General features: G+C 48.5%; 20 protein-coding genes and 1 pseudogene. 11 read left to right on the forward strand and 10 right to left on the reverse strand.

Annotated elements, in window-relative coordinates:
- From ACW9JE_RS02870 to ACW9JE_RS02890, 5 genes are all read right to left on the reverse strand, one after another.
- Positions 1-970 (reverse strand): heme lyase CcmF/NrfE family subunit (locus tag ACW9JE_RS02870; protein ID WP_457431831.1); only part of this gene is annotated, 970 nt, incomplete at its 3' end.
- Positions 971-973: 3 nt separating this feature from the next.
- On the reverse strand, positions 974-1,429 hold the full coding sequence (ccmE, locus tag ACW9JE_RS02875) for a cytochrome c maturation protein CcmE (RefSeq protein ID WP_457431832.1): 456 nt from the start codon (positions 1,427-1,429) through the stop codon (positions 974-976).
- A complete protein-coding gene (ccmD, locus tag ACW9JE_RS02880) occupies positions 1,426-1,602 on the reverse strand; it encodes a heme exporter protein CcmD (RefSeq protein ID WP_457431833.1) in 177 nt (58 codons plus the stop codon). Before ccmD ends, ccmE begins: the two co-directional genes overlap by 4 nt.
- A 4-nt stretch (positions 1,603-1,606) precedes the next feature.
- On the reverse strand, positions 1,607-2,371 hold the full coding sequence (locus tag ACW9JE_RS02885) for a heme ABC transporter permease (protein WP_457431834.1): 765 nt from the start codon (positions 2,369-2,371) through the stop codon (positions 1,607-1,609).
- A gap of 84 nt (positions 2,372-2,455) precedes the next feature.
- On the reverse strand, positions 2,456-2,881 hold the full coding sequence (locus ACW9JE_RS02890) for a c-type cytochrome (RefSeq protein WP_457431835.1): 426 nt from the start codon (positions 2,879-2,881) through the stop codon (positions 2,456-2,458).
- 367 nt (positions 2,882-3,248) lie between these two features.
- Here ACW9JE_RS02890 and ACW9JE_RS02895 point away from each other — a divergent pair, with 367 nt between their 5' ends.
- From ACW9JE_RS02895 to ACW9JE_RS02905, 3 genes are all read left to right on the forward strand, one after another.
- Complete coding sequence (locus ACW9JE_RS02895) at positions 3,249-3,860, forward strand: cytochrome P460 family protein (RefSeq protein ID WP_457431836.1); 612 nt, start codon at positions 3,249-3,251, stop codon at positions 3,858-3,860.
- A gap of 368 nt (positions 3,861-4,228) precedes the next feature.
- Positions 4,229-4,903 (forward strand): peroxiredoxin-like family protein, encoded by a 675-nt coding sequence (locus tag ACW9JE_RS02900; protein ID WP_457431837.1) that lies wholly within the window; start codon positions 4,229-4,231, stop codon positions 4,901-4,903.
- Positions 4,904-4,937: 34 nt separating this feature from the next.
- Positions 4,938-5,816, forward strand: a complete 879-nt coding sequence (locus tag ACW9JE_RS02905; RefSeq protein ID WP_457431838.1) for a helix-turn-helix transcriptional regulator — start codon at positions 4,938-4,940, stop codon at positions 5,814-5,816.
- An 80-nt stretch (positions 5,817-5,896) separates the two neighbouring features.
- Here the strand turns inward: ACW9JE_RS02905 and ACW9JE_RS02910 are convergent, their stop codons facing one another.
- The gene (locus ACW9JE_RS02910; RefSeq protein WP_457431839.1) at positions 5,897-7,102 is read right to left on the reverse strand and encodes a cytochrome c biogenesis protein DipZ; all 1,206 of its coding nucleotides are present in this window, start codon (positions 7,100-7,102) and stop codon (positions 5,897-5,899) included.
- A gap of 204 nt (positions 7,103-7,306) precedes the next feature.
- Complete coding sequence (locus ACW9JE_RS02915) at positions 7,307-7,840, reverse strand: carboxymuconolactone decarboxylase family protein (RefSeq protein WP_457431840.1); 534 nt, start codon at positions 7,838-7,840, stop codon at positions 7,307-7,309.
- A 114-nt stretch (positions 7,841-7,954) separates the two neighbouring features.
- Between ACW9JE_RS02915 and ACW9JE_RS02920 the strand changes: the two genes are divergently transcribed.
- Both ACW9JE_RS02920 and ACW9JE_RS02925 read left to right on the forward strand, forming a co-directional pair.
- A complete protein-coding gene (locus tag ACW9JE_RS02920; protein WP_457431841.1) occupies positions 7,955-8,947 on the forward strand; it encodes an AraC family transcriptional regulator in 993 nt (330 codons plus the stop codon).
- Between the two features lie 527 nt (positions 8,948-9,474).
- Positions 9,475-9,999, forward strand: coding sequence for a YkgB family protein (locus tag ACW9JE_RS02925; RefSeq protein ID WP_457431842.1), 525 nt, complete (start codon positions 9,475-9,477; stop codon positions 9,997-9,999).
- Positions 10,000-10,074: 75 nt separating this feature from the next.
- Here ACW9JE_RS02925 and ACW9JE_RS02930 read toward each other — a convergent pair whose 3' ends face one another.
- Positions 10,075-10,983: a LysR family transcriptional regulator gene (locus tag ACW9JE_RS02930; protein WP_457431843.1), complete on the reverse strand. Its 909-nt coding sequence runs from the start codon at positions 10,981-10,983 to the stop codon at positions 10,075-10,077.
- Between the two features lie 308 nt (positions 10,984-11,291).
- On the opposite strand from ACW9JE_RS02930, the gene ACW9JE_RS02935 reads away from it, so the two are divergent.
- The 6 genes and pseudogenes from ACW9JE_RS02935 to ACW9JE_RS02960 all read left to right on the forward strand — a co-directional run bounded on the left by ACW9JE_RS02935 (position 11,292) and on the right by ACW9JE_RS02960 (position 17,517).
- Positions 11,292-11,825 (forward strand): carboxymuconolactone decarboxylase family protein, encoded by a 534-nt coding sequence (locus ACW9JE_RS02935; RefSeq protein WP_457431844.1) that lies wholly within the window; start codon positions 11,292-11,294, stop codon positions 11,823-11,825.
- Between the two features lie 455 nt (positions 11,826-12,280).
- Positions 12,281-13,168: a helix-turn-helix domain-containing protein gene (locus tag ACW9JE_RS02940; protein ID WP_457431845.1), complete on the forward strand. Its 888-nt coding sequence runs from the start codon at positions 12,281-12,283 to the stop codon at positions 13,166-13,168.
- 154 nt (positions 13,169-13,322) lie between these two features.
- Positions 13,323-13,955: a cytochrome P460 family protein gene (locus ACW9JE_RS02945; protein ID WP_457431846.1), complete on the forward strand. Its 633-nt coding sequence runs from the start codon at positions 13,323-13,325 to the stop codon at positions 13,953-13,955.
- A 368-nt stretch (positions 13,956-14,323) separates the two neighbouring features.
- The gene (locus ACW9JE_RS02950) at positions 14,324-15,295 is read left to right on the forward strand and encodes a YeeE/YedE thiosulfate transporter family protein (protein ID WP_457431847.1); all 972 of its coding nucleotides are present in this window, start codon (positions 14,324-14,326) and stop codon (positions 15,293-15,295) included.
- A gap of 1,241 nt (positions 15,296-16,536) precedes the next feature.
- Positions 16,537-16,653: pseudogene (locus ACW9JE_RS02955) on the forward strand (HAMP domain-containing protein); the annotation flags it as partial.
- Between the two features lie 150 nt (positions 16,654-16,803).
- Entirely contained in the window at positions 16,804-17,517 is a 714-nt protein-coding gene (locus tag ACW9JE_RS02960) for a methyl-accepting chemotaxis protein (RefSeq protein WP_457431891.1), read from the forward strand.
- A 195-nt stretch (positions 17,518-17,712) separates the two neighbouring features.
- Here the strand turns inward: ACW9JE_RS02960 and ACW9JE_RS02965 are convergent, their stop codons facing one another.
- Positions 17,713-18,075, reverse strand: a complete 363-nt coding sequence (locus tag ACW9JE_RS02965) for a histone-like nucleoid-structuring protein, MvaT/MvaU family (RefSeq protein ID WP_457431848.1) — start codon at positions 18,073-18,075, stop codon at positions 17,713-17,715.
- Positions 18,076-18,478: 403 nt separating this feature from the next.
- On the reverse strand, positions 18,479-18,928 hold the full coding sequence (locus ACW9JE_RS02970) for a GNAT family N-acetyltransferase (protein WP_457431849.1): 450 nt from the start codon (positions 18,926-18,928) through the stop codon (positions 18,479-18,481).
- Between the last annotated feature and the right edge of the window lie 2 nt (positions 18,929-18,930).

Consider the following 18,930-nt stretch of genomic DNA (forward strand, 5'->3'; position numbering starts at 1 on the left):
GGAAGATCAGGATGAACACGCCGCGCTCCGGGTCGGAGGCGAACGCGTGAACCGAAGTCAGTACGCCGGAACGCACGAGGAAGGTGCCCAGCAGGCTCAGGGAGAACGCTGCGATGGCCAGCAGCACGGTCCAGCTCTTGAACACGCCACGTTTTTCCGTGACCGCCAGCGAGTGAATCAGCGCAGTGCCCACCAGCCATGGCATGAAGGAAGCGTTTTCCACCGGGTCCCAGAACCACCAGCCGCCCCAGCCGAGCTCGTAGTAGGCCCACCAGGAGCCGAGGGTGATACCGATGCCGAGGAAGGCCCAGGCGACGATGGTCCATGGACGCGACCAGCGCGCCCATGCCGCATCCAGGCGACCGCCCAGCAGTGCGGCAATGGCGAAGGCGAAGGCCACGGAGAAACCGACGTAACCCATGTACAGCATCGGCGGATGCACGATCAGGCCGATGTCCTGCAGCAGCGGGTTAAGGTCACGACCGTCGCCCGGAATCTGCGGCAGGATGCGCGAGAACGGGTTGGAGGTGAGGATCAGGAACAGCAGGAAACCGGTGCTGATCATGCCCATGACCGCCAGCACCCGCGCCAGCATCACCTGCGGCAGCTGCCGGGAGAACACCGACACGGCGAAGGTCCAGCCACCGAGGATCAAGGCCCACAACAGCAAAGAACCTTCGTGGGCGCCCCACACCGCGCTGAACTTGTAGTACCACGGCAGCGCGCTGTTGGAGTTGCTGGCGACATAGGCGACGGAGAAGTCGTCGGTCATGAACGCGTAGGTCAGGACACCGAAGGCGAACAGCAGAAAGGCGAACTGGCCCCAGGCGGCGGGCTGGGCCAGGCTCATCCACAACCGGTCACCACGCCAGGCGCCGAGCAGCGGGACCACGGCCTGAACCAACGCGAAACACAGCGCCAGGATCATCGCCAGATGTCCCAGTTCAGGAATAAATACTCCAGCTGTCATCTGCTATCCCTCTTTCGCAGAAACAGTCGCCGACTGACCGCTGTCTTTCAACGCCTTGGTCACCTCCGGTGGCATGTACTTTTCATCGTGCTTGGCCAGCACTTCGTCGGCCACCACCACGCCATCGGCATTGAGCTTACCCAGGGCTACGATGCCCTGCCCTTCGCGGAACAGATCCGGAAGAATGCCGCGATAGGTGATGGTCACGGATTTTTTCAAGTCAGTAACGACGAACCTGACGTCCAATGAATCGCTGGAGCGTTGCAGGGAACCGGCCTCGACCATTCCGCCAGCGCGGATGCGCGTGTCAATGGGTGCTTCGCCATTGGCGATTTGGGTCGGCGTGTAAAACAGATTGATGTTTTCGCGCAATGCACTCAAAACCAACGTAGAGGCTGTGGCAATACCTAACACCATACTTAGCACGAACATTAACCGCAGTTTATGGACCTTACTCATGTGCCTTCCTCCCGCCGTAGCCTGCGAAACTCCTGCTGCAAATAACGCCGACGAGCTAAAACCGGCAGCAGAATATTTGTGGAAAGAACAACAAAACAAACACCATAGGCCGACCAAACGAATAGACCATGCTGTCCCATGCCAACGAAATCACTGAAGGAAGAAAAAATCATTCTCCTAGCCTCCTCGGACAATGGCTGGATAACTCCTTAAAATTTCAGTCTGAACCCACCCTGCGCGCGACTCACGCATGAGTACCTCCAGACGCATGCGCAACAGCAACACCGCGCCAAAAAAACAATAAAACCCAAGCGTGGTGAGTAATAGAGGAAGCCACATATCAGCTGGCATGGCGGGCTTTTCAGTCAGTGTGAAACTCGCACTTTGATGAAGTGTGTTCCACCATTCGACCGAGTATTTAATAATGGGGATGTTGATCACTCCTACGATGGCCAATACTGCGCATGCCTGCGCAGCACTGTTACGGTTAGTGATCGCGTTACCAAGCGCGATGACCCCGAAATATAAAAACAACAAAATCAACATAGATGTTAATCGCGCGTCCCAGACCCACCAGGAACCCCAAGTTGGCTTGCCCCAAATAGATCCAGTGATCAAGGCTATTGCGGTCATCCAGGCACCGATGGGGGCCGCACACTTTAGCGCGACATCAGCAATTTTCATCTTCCAAACTATTCTAACGACCCCACACACCGCCAACATGACGTAACACGATTGCGCAAGCATCGCAGCTGGAACGTGTATATACATAATGCGAAAACTATTACCTTGCTGATAATCGGGTGGAGCAAAGGCCAATCCCCAAATCACGCCTGAAATAACCAGCAGTGCAGCAAGCCCGCTCAGCCAAGGCAGAAAACGGCCACTGATTTCATAAAACCATTTGGGCGACCCCAACCGATGAAACCATAGAAAGGACATAGCCTAGATCCAAATCATGAGCGTGATAATCGATTTTAATGGATGGTCGTCGTATCAACGACACGCAATCTCATCATTAAAACTTCACTTTTTACTAAAAGTCTCGATGTAAGCAATCACATCACGACGAGCCTGCTCGTCACTCACTTTCACAGTCATTCTGGTAGTGACGGACTCGTCCTTGACCGCGCTCCTGATATAGTTCTGGGGATCTCCAAGCCAACTAAATATCTTATCCTTATCCCAAGTAAGCCCAGCCGCGGACGCTTTTTGCAAGCCTGTGTCGTAGGAAAAATCTGCAACTGAGCCCATTTTTCGGCTCAACACACCCGTCAGATTCGGGCCAATTCCATTAGTCGCTGCAGGCCCAATCTGATGGCAAATCGAGCACTGCTGAAAAACAGCTTCACCTCGCTTTGGGTCGCCTTCTTGGGCTACCGCAGACTTAAGCGACACAAGCGTCAACAGGCCAACGAACAACGAAGCAGAGCATTTTGATAAAGTTTTCATATACCACTCCAAATATTAAAACACATTAATCAACCGCCTTAGTTATAAGGGCCTCCAGCAAGCAACAAACGACAAATATTTAGCTCTAAATGCAATACGGCGAGCGGATTTCAAGATCATTAAAACGTCAGATCATAGACCGCGGACGACATTTCATCGTTTCTGCAATATGCTTCAGATATGCCTAAGTGAATTTTATTCTCGGAACGCAATCACTCTATGTCAAGCGACGCATCCAATGAAGGACAAAGTCCGCACGATTTTGAAAGAGGTGCATGGTCGCCTGCGCTAGCCTCCAATTGCACCATATCCAATCATTCCGTGTGCTGGATCAGAAATTCGAATCTTGCCAATTGGAGCTAATACGATGAAAAGCCTGAGACTCACCAAGGCGACCGCGATAGCGGTTACAACATGCATAGGTTTATATGCTGCAGCCGCGCACTCTTCAGATTACCCGGATGTAAAAATCGGCCCGAAATTCAACGAAAAAGGTCAACTCATACAACCAAAGGATTTTCGTCAATGGGTCTTTATTGGATCCCCCATAACACCCAACGGGCTGAACAACGGGAAAGCCGGCTTTCCCGAATACCACAACGTTTACGTCGAGCCAGCCGCTTTCGAATATTATCGAAAAAAAGGCGAGTGGCCTGAAGGCACGATGATGGTGAAAGAACTACACCTGACCCAAAAAGGCCAGTTTCCGGATGGATCAAGTGTTGAGCCATCAGGTCGAGGGTACTTTCCTGGCGGCGGACCCAGCGGTCTAGACGTCTCCGTAAAAGACAGTAAGCGATTTGCAAAAACCAAAAACTGGGGCTTTTTCAACTTCGGCCACCATGCACCTCCATTCGAAGCGGTTTCTACAGAAGCCCCTAAAGAAGCCTGTGCTGGATGCCATATCGATAACGCCAAAGAAGACATGGTATACGTTCAATTCTATAAACCGATCCTAACCCCGCTGCCACTTCCCTAAATAGCGGAAAACAAAAATAAGCCTTATTTAATTAAGAATAAGGCTTATTTTTCCTTATAAAATCCTCAAACCGAAACGAACACCTTTACCCTTCTTTGATATCCCGGCCTGCTTTTCGCCCCCCCCTTGGCTTACAAAATCAACCCTAGGAGCAAGGGTCCTCTCCTCCCGCCAAACCTCGATTAATGTTCAAATCTCGTGAAAAAGCGCATGTTTTTGAAATATACAAATAAAACAATAGGTTACGATGCGATAGGTTCTAATATCACGCAACCGGGACGCTGCGGCCATATACATAACAGCCCCACAGAACTCATGAGCCAAATTTTAAGCCGTTAGAGCGAACCCACTGTGACCAGGAAAAATTGATGGTGCTTTGCACGCAAATGATTGACTTTTTAGCGGAAGATGAGACCCCGCTTGCGGCCGAGGATCAACAGATTTTACGAAATTCTATTACGGAGCTTTGCGGATCGAAACTCTCAGCTGGCTCACTCAAAGCCGGCGATCCAGCCCCAGACTTCACCCTCACCAATATCGATGGCAATGAGATTCGGTTGGCTGACCTGACTCGCAAGGGGCCGTTGATAATCGTTTTCTTTAGAGGATTTTGGTGTAAATATTCGTATATAACCCTTAAAACCTTGGAGGCAATCAACGAAAGCATTGTCGCCAAGGGCGCCTCGATTATAGCTATTTCGCCACAATTACACTTATCGAATACGGACATGCAGCGAAGAAACTTCATCAGCTTTTCGACGCTAAACGACACCCGCGGTCGAGTTGCACTTCAGTTTCAAGTGTCCTGGCGTCTACCGCACGCGCTGAAAAACACATACAAAACTTTAGGTGCTGACCTTGATGCGCTGAACGGAAAAGACAGCGATACGTTACCGTTGCCGTCATTATTTATCATCGACAAACAGGGTATTATTGTATACTCCGACGTAAATTCTAATTACGTGCAACCTATTAACGAAGATGAAATATTTTTGGTACTAGACAATATGCCACCACTTCGCAAACCCCGTCCAATGGAATAGCTGCTCACCTTATTTAGCGAAAACGAGATAAAAAATGCGACACCACAGGCACATACAGTCAGAAAATGAAGAACACTACCACCCTATGGTCTTGGTTAGTGCACGCATTTTAAATTGTGAATCGCCGAGCAGCTACGTTTCAAATACAGGGCGTTTCACGTTAATCATTTTTCTTAGTGATAACGGTCGCCTGGTCTTCGATACCACCTCCGCGAGCATCGATGTCGAAGTGAAAGTCGGTACCACGGTACTGATCGGAGACACCGAAAAAGATCACAAGATGTCTTGGAGCGCGCCAAACAAAATTCTCGAAATCGCCATTGAAGACCGATTCGTTGCCGCTGTGATAGCAGCGGTCACACCCAGTAAGACAGCATTATCAGACGTTATTGGAGTTTATGGCCCCGAAGCAGGGTTTGGTGCACTCGCAAAGCGCCTGGCGGAGAAAATGCATGGCCAACGCAATAGGAGCGCGAGCTTGGTAGCGGATGGTTATTATTGCGCACCTGCTGCCCGATTTCTGATTGCCATGATGGTTAGCATTCGGAACAAAAAGTCTGAGCATAAAAAAAGCCAGAAGAACCTTCACCTACCCGAAAAGACGCTAAAAGCCATTGTCGAATATATTGAAAATGAAATTTCATTTGCCATAAGCGTTTCGGAAATGGCTGAGATTGCCACCCAAAGTAGATTCTATTTTGCTCGTACGTTTCGGGCCAGCACAGGCCGCTCTCCTCATTCTTATGTATTGGACAGCAGACTGCGTCGTGCAGAATTTCTATTATCTGAAACAGATATTAGCTTATCGCAGATTGCAAACGATTCGGGCTTTAATTCCCAATCCCATTTTACGACCGCATTCAAGAAACGTGTTGGCATCACACCCGGACAATATCGAGAACTCCACCGCTAAGAATCTCAATAGCACAAAATCTAAGGCCTGCCACACGCCGAGCAGGCCTCTCTAAAAATTTGCTTTTCTACGCCACAGGCTTAGCCTTTAACTTTGGCTTCCTCCAGCAACTGCTTAATCATATTTTCTTGATCTTCATAACTACCCTCCCCAAAATGGGTATATCGCACCTGGCCTTTTGCGTCGATAAAATAATGGGCGGGCCAGTACTGATTGTGAAAATTTCGCCAAATGGTGTTGTTGTTATCAATGGCTACCGGGTAGGTAATACCATACTCTTCGACCTTATCCTTAACATTGTCAATAATGCGCTCGAATCCATACTCAGGCGTATGTACACCGATTACGACAAGTCCTTCCTTCTCATATTTTTTTGCCCACAGTTTGACGAAAGGCAGAGTCCGCTTGCAGTTAATGCAGTCAAACGTCCAAAAATCCACAAGCACGACTTTTCCTTTCAACGAATCGTTTGTAATCACAGGCGAGTTTAACCACTGCACAGCACCTGCCAGGGAAGGCATGGCACCCTGTGTATTATCGATGGATTGGTCAGCTGCCGCGCTAGGGAAGTAACCAGTCCACTTGGGCAAGAGCTCAACGACTCTTTTTTCGAAATTGCCAACCCCTTCCGATGAAGCGCCAGAAAAGAGTGAACTGTCAGCACCTGTGGAGATGATTGCTGCCCCCATCAACACTGCCACCCCTCCCCCTCGTCGCATCCAATCGACTGCAGGAAGAGACGGTTTAAAACGATTAACCAGGCTACGGCCAGCGAAGATGAAAAAGCCCAGAGAAATTGCGCTTCCTAATCCATAGGCCATCAATAACAAACTGGTACTGACATTGGCACCTTGGAGCATGGCTCCCGTAAGAATGACCCCTAGAATGGGCCCAGCACAAGGTGCCCATAGCATGCCAGTGGCCACACCAATCAGAACTGAACGTGGCCACCCTGATATTCCGCGATTGATTGGATCAAGGCTGTTGCCAAGCATGACAAAAGGCCGCGTGACCCAGTCACCTACCCGGGCAAAGATGAGCGAAAGAGCGAACACTACCATCACTACTAATGCTACCTGGCGCCCGATGTGAGTGGCTTGAACAACCCACTCACTACTGACCACCGCGAGGCTGGATATCACTGCAAAAGTCAAAGCCATACCGAGCAGCGTCAGGAGAATTGACAAGCGACTGCGGTCTGCACCGGCAAATAGAAATGGCACTACGGGCAGGATACAAGGACTTAGGACAGTCAACATACCGCCTATGAAAGCAATAAATAACATGCGCCACCTTTGACGTGAGGATATCGTTAGCTATTAACTACGGACTGCCGACATTGCCAAACCAATCGACAACGTCGGCACCCGCGTAGTCAACTCAATGACCTATAACTTTAGAAGAGACATCCTTGAGTATTTTCCCGGCGCAGCTGCCAAGTTACTTCTGGCGCTGAAAACACAGCGCATTACATGCATGGTTATTTATTGTTAGATTTCAGGATAGTCCAGAACGGTGTCGTTGATTCGATTGACTGTATTGATAAACATTGTTGAAGCAATTGTCAGCGATATCCCTATTATCTGGCTTTCGGAATAGCCGGCTGCAATGATCGCCTCCACATCCAACGAGTCGAGCGTCCCAGTACTCGATACGATATTGCGAACGAAATTGATGAGGGCATCTCTTCGTGGGTCACCTGTGGTTCTAGATCCTCGTATTCTCGAAATAGCATCATACGAAAGCCCGGAGAATTTAGCTTTGAGGCTATGGACAGCGACACCGTATCGGCACCCTGACCAAACACTTACAACGAGTCGAATGATCTCTAGATCGGCATCTGAAATCTCGCTCTGGGCAACGACTTCATCCAGGCGCAGTACAGCATCCAACCCTTCAGGGCTGTGTGTTCCAATGGTTAGATAGGTGTTGGGGATGATACCCGCAGCTCTTTTTATGGATGCGAACGTTTCAGCCACTAATCCGGTAGCTTCATGCGGATCCATAGTGGTAAGGCGTGACATCGGGGACTCCTCTGGATACAGCTTCCAGCAACAATTTATGACGCTTTAAGCCTAATCCTCGACGTTCACCATGTTAATGCTAGTATTTACCATTATTATGCTCGAGCGTCTCAAATGGACATCTTAAGCAGCTTGCTTTACCTCATGCCGGTGAGCGGTGCTCTGGACACCCGATGCCATTTCAGCCCCCCTTGGCGACTGGATTATGCAGCCACCGGCCCCAGAGAGATCCCCTACCATGTGCTTCTGCGCGGGACAGCTCAGGTGGATGACGGTGAAAACCCTACACTGTCGATGCAAGCGGGAGATATTTTACTGATACCTTCCGGTGTGCCCCATGTGCTGTATGAGGGCAGCGGTTTACCTTCAACGGCTGGCAAGATGCGGCGCGAAAGAGGACTTCAGGTTCGAACAAATGTCGAAGATCCGCAACCCGTCAATATGCTTTGCGGCAGATTCATCTTGCCGTCATCCCCCCGGCAAATGATCAAGGAAAGCCTTCCTCGGCAGCTCATCATTAGAGGCGTGGAGGTACCCGAGGATTTGATTCATCTGACCGATGAACACGTTGCCAGTAGCCGCTTGGCTCGCTTAATCACTTTGATGCATGAAGAAGCTATAGAGCACGGCCCTGGGAGCGAGTCGATGATGAACCACATGTCTGGGGCACTTTTCGGTATGACGCTACGCCTAGCCAGCGAGAGTGATGAACCCCCTATAGGCCTTCTGCGTCTGGCACAACGCCCGAGGCTTCAACCAGCGTTTACAGCCATGTTTGAACACTATTCCAGAGCATGGACCATGGCCGAACTGGCTGACCTATGCTTAATGTCAAGGGCAACATTTGCAAGACAATTTGCTGAAGCAGCAGGTCGATCAGCCAACGATCTGCTCGTTGAGATACGAATGGCAAATGCGAGCAAGCAACTCGCCGAAACATCAGATTCAATAGCGAAAATAGCTCAAGACAGTGGATATAAATCAGATGCCGCATTCCAGAGAGCCTTCAAGAAACACATGCAGATGACGCCTGCAAGGTGGAGAATTCAATCTGCGAACTCAGCGGGAAAGGGTCTTACTGATAAACACAAGCTGATCTCTGCATGACACGACTCTCGCCATACAAGCCCCATTACACCTAATGACGGCCATCTAGTTCACAGCTTTAACTAGCTACCTTTCCAAGGAAAATATTCGGAAAAATTAGCACGAATTTGAAATAAACAGTCGATTCAGCAGGATAATCTGTGCCGGCTCTAAAGCTGAAGTATGTACCCAGGGCTTGGTTTAGTCTCTGAATTACGGGTCTCACTAAAGGAACTAGTAAGGTCGTCCCTTGGGTGGGCGCACGCTTTAGGGATTATGCGCTCACTCTTTTTTCCTATAACGAATTATTTGAACGATATCAAACACGCCCGAACACGCTATTGGCAAGATTTTAAGCCTTAGCCTTTCTGCTCAGGCAGAAAAGCTAAAACCCTTCCCACCCAGTATTTCCCCATAAAATTGGCATTATAAGCAGAGTCATTAATACACTTAACTGAGTCCTTAGAGCCACTCGACCTAAGGCAAGCAATCAGCGTTTCTCGACAGATAACGGGCACCATTTAATAACCACATCTCGAGGCAATACGATGAATACTTCCCCCAATCAATCGCTGACACAAGATCCCGACGCCCTCGTTGTAATCGCCAACCCCACAGGCTCACGCATTAATCGCATCGGCGAGTTTGCAACCTTCGCCGCTTTAGCCATAATCTATCTATGGTTCGGAGGAATGAAATTTACATTATATGAAGCAAATGGGATTTCCGGCTTCGTAAGCCACAGCCCTCTTCTTTCATGGATGTATGGTTTCATGAGCATCAATGGATTTTCATATTTCCTGGGCGTTCTTGAAATTGCGATTGGATTGCTGATTGCGGCGAGATGCCTATCTCCGAAATTATCACTTGTCGGGGGAGTTTTATCAGCCGGGTTATTTATAACGACACTCTCTTTTATGCTCAGTACACCACTCGTATTCGAGCCTGCTCTAGGTTTCCCTGCCATAACCGTTGTTCCTGGGCAGTTTCTATTAAAGGATGTCGGCCTACTCGCTGCGTCCATTGTCGTGATCGGAAATTCTTTGTCAGCGATCGAGGCAAGGCACAGATAGATATAGGCCAGATCATTCTACTTATCTGAGCCTAACCCAAGCAGGAACTCGACATACGAGCTTCCCAATCACGATTCAGGGGAGCTCGATGCAAAGAGCCTGTTTATTGAACTCAGAAGCCAGATGACTCATGAACGATCGTGCGACTGTCTTCGATGCTGCACCCGCAGGCAGGGAGGCGTAGAGTTTGATATCTCCCATATCCCAACCTTCAAGTACACGCACCAATACACCCGAATCCAATTCAGACTGACACGACCAGAGCCCCGTAGACAAAATACCAACACCACTCACTGCAGAAGCCATGGCCACTTCGCATGCATTCGCGGTGATTTTCCCGTCGACGCTAATCGACACGGCCTTCCCGCTTCGGCAGAACAACCACGGTTTTCCACCTGACTGCGAAGGACCGATGATGAGAGAGTGAGCTAGAAGAGCCACAGGCGAACTCGGTATCCCGTTACGTAAAAGATATTTTGGCGAAGCGACTAGCACCCTGGGTGTACTTGTGATGAGTCTCATTGCAGTTGTAGCTTCTTCAGGCGTAACGACTTGTAAAGCGAGATCAACCTGCGCCCTCAATCCATCCCGACCAGGCTGATCCGCGACCAGGTCAACACCCAGTGTTGAGTGAAAATCGAGAAACGCTGATAGCTTGGGTATGACCTCTCTCAAAGAAACGCCGGCGTGCAAGCCCAACCTCAACCGCCCTCGAAGTTCCTCCCCTCCTTGAGCTGAAAAATTCGCTTCTTCAAAGGCGGCTAATATGGGCTCGATATCTGCCAAGTAACTAGCACCTGCTGGTGTCAATGCCATCGCGCGCGTAGTTCGCACCAGCAACATAACCCCGAGATCACGCTCTAGCGCGGCAATAATCCGCGACGCTGATGACTGAGAAATACCCAGCTCTCTGCTGGCACGCGAAAAACTGCCTGTATACGCGACGCGCACGAACAGACGAAAGGGAAAAAGATACTCATTCATGCAAAATCCAAATTTATGTTATTTACGCTGGATGACTAGTCAATTAAGTAATAATCACCGACTATCTTAGAGTTGTGGATCAACAATATAGACAAAAAGGATCAAGATCAAGATTGACGCATTATGAACAAACAGCCCCAAACATTTCTTATTGCTCCGCGATAGCTAATATTGCTGCGACTTTGATGAATCTTGGAAGTGGTGGGTGCGTTCACTGCATATTACTATATCTATTTTAAACCTAATAAAAATCGAGCGTGCCGTCAACGCGCTTATTTACCATACCATTAGACCTGGGGGAAGCATCAATGTCTCGCTTATCTACCACCCACCCTTCGTCAGCTCAGGGCACGACTTCAGAGATTTATGCCTCGATTAAGAAAGCAGCCGGTATCGTCCCGAATGTGTACGCGACTATCGGAACGCATTGCCCAACCGGATTAAAAACAATCATTGAACTGGATAACGTTATAGAAGGGAGCACCCTTTCAGAGGCTGAATTAGCGGCAATACGATTGAAAGTGAGCACACACGCGACCTGTGACTATTGCGTCACCGCCTATGCGTTTCTTGGGAAGTTTGCAGGATTGTCCAAAGCCGCCATAGAAAACATCAGAACTCGAAAACCGACGCTCAATGAAAAAATAGACAAACTGCTCGAATTTGTTTGCATCCTGATTACCTCACAAGGCGTGATTGACTTCGAAAGCGTGCAAACTCTTTTAAATGCGGGTTACACCGAAAACAATTTAATCGAAATTTGTTTGGTCGTGAGTAATACAACCTTCATCAATCTAGTAAATAGAGTGAACAACACAACAATTGACTTTCCCTCGGCTTGACAGCAAGAGCGGATCCAAGAAAAAAACCATCAAATGCGCACGTTTTTGTAATCGCTGACTCTTTGATTGGGCTAGCCTTGGTTCGTCCGCCTTGCGCTACGCCCGTCGACTCAGACGTTGCGAGAAAGCGACAAAGCGATGACACCTTTACCTTGAGGGCTTGGTCCTACAGGGTTAAGGTGAATTTAAATCAGCTCGACACCAAATGGACGGGACGCTTTCCAGAAAGCGTAGGGCATACGCGGTAGCAGCGCAAAAGGAAGGCGCACCTACGATGGAGTAAAAAAATGTGCCACCTTGTCTTTCTGCCCATGGATTTTAAACCAGGCGAACCAAGGATTTGCAATCGCCCAAGTTTCACAGTGCAGGCACAGCGCTATGAAACAGAATTTGGATTCTGATTGTAGTTTAAATTCTCGCTAAAAAATGCGGGATATTTAATAAGAGAGGCTAATATGGCTACGCTACTCCTCCCTGATTCTACTTCCAATTCTACAGCTTCGCAAATCTACACAGTTGTCTGCGCACGCTTTATGAAGCAAAAGGGTAATCAATATTACTCTTCCAATAGCGGACAGATGACCATTTTAATTTTCCTCACGGGAAATGGTGTGCTTTCGCTAACAGAATCCAATACACTGAAAGAAGTGGAAATTAAATGTGGCACATGCATCGTCCTCGGAAGCACTGAAGGCGACCAGACTGCCTCATGGGAATTACCAAACAACTTTGTCGAGATAATGATTGATGATCATTTTTTATTGAGAACAATTGAAACCCTGAAGCTGAATCTTGCATCGCTCAAAAACATAGTCACACATTACGGTCCCGAATCCGGCTTTGACAACGTAGCGCAACGTGTTGTAGAAAAAATAGGAGAAGGCATTATTTCCTGCGCAAGCTTGGTGAGGAATGGCTTTCATTGTCCAGCTGCTGCAAGATTTATTCTTGCAATGTTACTCAAGTGCCGTAAACACAATGAAATCAGCTTCGAGGTAGCACTTCCAAAGTCACAACTACCGGAACCTAGATTTAATAAGGTTGCTGAATACATTGATCAACGCATCAGTACGGCAATACATGTGGGTGAACTCGCGAATATCGCTTCACAAAGCCATTTCCACTTCACACGCACGTTCAAAGCCAGGACGGGTCAATCCCCTCACGCCTACATATTGGAGCATAGAATACGCCGTGCGGAATATCTGCTTGCAGAAACGACCATAGGATTGGCACAAATTTCTCAAGAGTGCGGATTTAGCTCCCAATCTCATTTCAGCACTGCTTTTAAACAACACATTGGTATAACACCTGGCCAATACAGATACTTATGGCTGTGCTAACAAATAATTAGCCCACTCATTTGTATTCAACCAATGTGCGACATTCGCAAATTGTTGCTTAAGAAACTCTGTTGACGGTAAGTGATCTGCTCCGCGGAGTGATGACACATTGCAAGTAAACTAACAATGGCTTAATCAAAGGCAGGGTACTAACATGCGTATTAAATACATTAAACCTCTCTTAGTCTGCGTGGCAATACTGGCGTGCCTTCAGCCAGCGCTATCAAACGCAGGCACCCCGAGTGCATCCCCAGCCAACAGCAAACCCACCTACACCCGTACTTTTGAGCAATACGTGGACAAGAACGGGAACATCAAAGTCCCTAAAGACTATAGGACATCTTTCATATTTTTAGGCTCATTTGCAGTACCCGGTGGAGACTCGCTGGGCGGATTAAAACAGTTACATCAGGTGTATGTGGACCGGGACTCGGTTGATTATTTCAAGGCCCATGGTGAGTTCCCAGATGGAGCCATTCTTGTGAAGGAGTTGCAGGGTACTGCTGCTGCTGACTTAACAACAGGCCACGCTTCATTTTGGGATCAAAATCTTGGTTGGTTTGTGATGATCAAGGACACTAAAGGCCGCTATCAGAAAAGCGGAATATGGACTGATGGCTGGGGATGGGCATTAATTGCACAGGAAGCTCCAACGATAACAACGAATAAAGATACCAGCACCTGCATTTCTTGCCATACCCCTGTCAAAAAGACCGACTGGGTACACATTTGGGGTTACCCACTGCTCGACGCACACGACAAAATTTCCACACTCAATACTCAATAGGCCTATGGCCCCAACGCTTCTGGAAAGAAGTAGCACAACGAGTTCGCGCTTGAGCTTGTACTGGGTTCCAGGTGGCTGATTTTCACCCTGATTGAGAACTACCATTTTCTAACTCTAAAAACCTATCATTTTTGATATAAATTCAAGCGTGGTTGAGGATACATTGAGAGGCTCATCCACGCTGACCTCCCCATCTGCGTCTAACCTTTAAAACCTCGGTAAACCTTCCAGGAGCGACCCGCTCAAATTTTTTTGAAACCTACGAACCAGAGGATCATTGTACCTGGAATCGTAGACCCGATATCCGAAGCGATATGCTTCTGTCTATGTCGGTGTTGTTGTTTCGGTGCTAACGAGGGTTCATTCAATTGTCTGAATTAATTACCTTATTAGCTATAAGCATACCCCTCGCTTTTTTCATGGGCTTCGCCATAGGGCGTGGTGATATTTGTGCGGTGGCCGCAGTGAGTTTCTGGGTTAACTCTAAACGTGCTGCCTATCTCCGTGCGTTCATCATAGCCATAGCGTCAGCTGGATTAGCTCTCCTCCCCACTACCTGGCTCTTTCCAGACATCATAAAACTATCGAAAGCCTATCAAATTTCTGAAATTACGCTCATGGCTGGGGCACTGTTTGGTTTGGGCGCCTTCCTGAATGGTGCGTGCGTGTTCGGAACACTCGCACATATCTCAAAAGGGGAAATCAACTATGTTGGCACCATTGTTGGTATGTTTATTGGAGCTCTTGCCACGCCACTTTTGAAACCCCAGATTGAAAGTGACTATTTTTTAGATCTATCGCATCCGACCCCACTTACGATTCTTACGTGGTTTGCATTTATTTTGATCACCGCTAATGAACTCCGATTGAGGCGTCAGTTGATCAAATTAAACTATTTCGCCATTCAATCAAAACATGTTTGGGATCCTATTTTGTCGATGGCCATCATCGGCATCAATGGCGGATTACTGTATGCCACAATAGGCAATTGGGGTTATTTGACGGTGCTTTCCCACGACGCCGCAAAATTGCTCAACCCCTCTATACCCGACGTTACTATTCAGGTGTTTTCAGCTACGGGCGCACTTATTTTGGGTGCTATCGTGGCGGCTTGGAAAACCCACAAATTGAAGATCCGCAAACCCGGTGCCGTTATGTTTCTTCGAAAGATGCTAGGCGGCTCGTTGATGAGTTTCTCCGCTTTGATAATTCCTGGTGGCAATGACACCTTGTTGTTGTATGGAATTCCCTCTCTCGCTCCTCATGCTTTCGTTGCGTACCTTATTATGCTTACTGCGTTGTTTGCTCTCTTTTGGATTCGCAAAATCCTACCAGCTTGAGCGTGCCTACCTTTTAGCAGGTCTACCTGTTCTGAATCCGACTCCCTACTTCCTTTCTCGTTTCGATTTTTACTTGAACGCAACGATGACGCTTATTCAAAATTCAGTAAGCTTAGCGTTTAAGCACTAGTAAAACCATGCGTACTTGAAGAAAGGATTCGCACGATTTTGGAATAGTTATTTCATTTCTTGCGTTAAGCTTATTCCGGCGCTTGATCGGCAACGATCTTGGAAATAGCAAGCTAATGAGCACATACAGCCATCACCGCGTGATCGCCGAGTGAGCTTTAGAAAAACTCGTGGATTGCTACTGATCCACCTTTAACGACGCCCGTTGGATTACCCGTCAGAATTTTGGCAAATTGATGATGAAATAAACTTTTCAATAACTTCCATACTCGGGCATGCATCTCCAAGAAGAATGCGCACGCCCTAGCTCCAAGGCTTGGTTCACAGGCTTTTCGCTCCCGCGCCTCATCTATTGATCAAAACAAGGAGAGTACAATTTGTCTATTCAGCGGCTTTTTACAATCATTTTTTCCGCTATTATCGTCAGCGCAATAACGCTCAGCCTGGTCGTTTTGGCCATGATTGATAATCAACAAAGCTTGAGTGATCGAGAAGAAAACCGCTATCGGTCGTATTTACTGGCAGATGAATTAAGGCAAAGCTCGGACGATTTGAGCCGAATGGCTCGCACCTTTGCGGTGACGGGTGAGCGCCGCTACGCACAATTATACGATCAGATTTTGTCGATCAGGAACGGCCAAGATAAGCGCCCCTCTAACTACAATTATCCTTATATCGACTTTCTCGCTGCCGGCCAGCAGTTTAATACCAAGTATGACCCCGCTGTCGCATTAATTGATTTAATGCGGAAACAGGGTATGAATGAAGCTGAACTGGCAAAGCTTAAACAAGCTGAACAAGCATCAAACGAGCTCGCGAAAATCGAATCTGAAGCGATGGACATTGCTTCGGGGGTAAAAGGGTCAGCGCCAGATCTTGATGCATCCACTCGCCTAGTCTATAGCCCTCGATACGATGCAGAAAAAGCTCGTATTATGACGCCAGTAAAAGAATTTTTCGCCTTACTCAACCAGCGGACTCATCAGGAAGTAAATGATTTGCGCCATACCGGCTCCGTTTACATGAGTGTGGTGTGTGCGATGGTTGTATTGGTCATCATCATTGCGGTCATCGGCATTATTACGATACGACGCAAAGTAGGCGGTGCACTGATGCGACTTTCTAACGACGCGCAAAGGGTAGCTGAAGGTGACCTCAGTACCAATCTGGACGCTCAAAACGGAGGAGAATTTGGAGTTCTGTCTCAGGCATTCGGCAAAATGGTGATAAGACTGCGTGACGTTGTAACTAATGTTGTGAACTCTAGCAACCAGCTCGGCGTATCAGCGGAACAGCTCACTAACACAACGCGCATCACACTCGAAAATATTAGACAGCAAGAACTGCATACCTCGGAAGTCGCTACCGCCATCACAGAAATGGCAGCCACTGTTCAAGAAGTTGCACACCATTCGGCCCAGACAGCAGAAGCCGCCCAAAAAGCAGACAGTTCCGCCGCAAGCGGTCGCGAGGTAGTAGAGCAAATGGTGGTGACTATCCAGCAGTTACACGATGACATCGGCAAGGCCGCTGAAGTGATTCAAGCCCTGGCCGCAGACACATCCAGTATTGGGGGAATTCTGGATGTCATTCGCAGCATTGCCGACCAGACCAATTTGCTCGCCCTCAATGCCGCAATCGAGGCGGCCCGAGCTGGAGAGCAGGGTCGTGGGTTCGCTGTTGTAGCAGATGAAGTCCGCAATCTGGCGAAACGCACCCAGGATTCGACTCAAGAGATTCAAGATATGATCTTGCGATTGCAGGAAGGCGCCAAGCAAGCCGTTACCGTCATGGATCAAAGCCGTAGCCAGGCGGAAGCTGGCTCGCGTCAGGCCGATAATGCCGGTCACGCTCTTGAGGATATTACCCACGCCAATCGGGTGATCAGTGACATGGCGGTTCAGATTGCGAGCGCTGCTGAGGAACAGGCTGTGGTTGCTCACGACATAAGCCAACGAATCGAACAGATTAGAGAGCTAGCGAGTCATAACGCTACAGGCTCAGATCAAGTCAGTAGCGCCAGCGAAGGTGTTGCTCGCCTTGCCGAAGGTTTGAATGTCCAGGTAAGGCATTTCAACCTCCTGCGCAACTGACGTTGATATTCGGCAGAAGCGATCAAAAGCTTCTGCCTACCGATTCTTTCAGGACGGTTTTCCTCACAAGAGAAGCCAACTGCATCAGATTTTTCTCAGCGCGCGACTCGTTACTCATGACATACCACCCTCTGAGCACTCGAGGCACACAGACAAAACAGGCCCTAAGCGGGCCTTTTTTGTTTTTAAGTCAAATCATTTGGTAAGCCAGGACTCGACGGTTGCAGAGCCATGCTCTGACTTCCACTCTTTAAGTATTTTGTGATTACCGCCCTTAGTCTCGACTATCTCGCCGCTATGAGGATTCTTATACACCTTCACTTGCCGCGGCTTACGGCTGCCAACCTTGGATTCAGTAGCAGGAACGCTTCGAGCTTGAGGGTCTAGCAGGTTGATTACGTTTTTCAGGCTGAAGCCATATTCAGCCAGCAAAGCGCGCAGCTTACTTTCGAACTCCATTTCCTTTTTCAATCCGGAGTCGCTTTTCATGGACTCCAGTTCCGCGATCTGCAGAGCGAGTTGCTGTTCGAGCTTACGAAATTCAGCCAGGCGAGACATGAGCAAATTCCTTATCGTGTGGATAGCTAAGCACCATGATATAAGGTTTAGCGATCTAAATCCCTTTCGAATTGAAACTTTCAGAAATCATAGCTGAGGTGGCTAATTTACCAAGTATCTCTGTAGCTGGTATTGCGTGCAGAGGGCCGCGCTCGCGACCTATGCCGTGGAGGAGAACATGAGGGAAAAGGTGCGGAAAAAGTATAAGGAGATAACGTCGTTGCCAGGCCCGCTACAGAATTAATGTCAAATTATTGCCTAAGGGTCGGCCGGTACCTCGGCTTTTTGCTGCTCCCAGTTATCGCCTACACTGAATCGAATGCGATGCTGCGGCTAGATCAAGCGATTTCTAAACCGTCGCACACTGCCAAGGTATGAGGCCGGCTCATAATGGAACAATGCATCAGAGTAAAAGCTTCCGATATTGAATAAAGCTCGAACGATCGGCAATCCGGTCATAAAGCTGCATCGCAGTATGGTTGGTTTCGTGTGTAAGCCAATGCACACGGGACGCGCCGCGACGCCGTGCATCTTCATAGACGTGCTCGATCAACGCCCTTCCGATCCCATGACCACGCGCATAATCCGCGACGAATAGATCCTGAAGGTAACAGTGATCACTCATTGCCCATGCTGATCGATGGTAAATTGAATGCACCAGCCCAGATGCCTGATCTCCGATCATCGCCAGCGCCGCAAACATCGGTTCTGCTGGATCCAAGAATCGCAACCAGGTATTGAGCGTCACACACTCTGGGATATCGACTTCGTAAAATCGCTGATAGCTTTTCCACAGAGGGAGCCAATTATCATAATCCTTGCTCTCAACGGCTTTGATTTGAACTGATTGCATAA

This window comes from Pseudomonas sp. SDO55104_S430 (assembly GCF_054070595.1).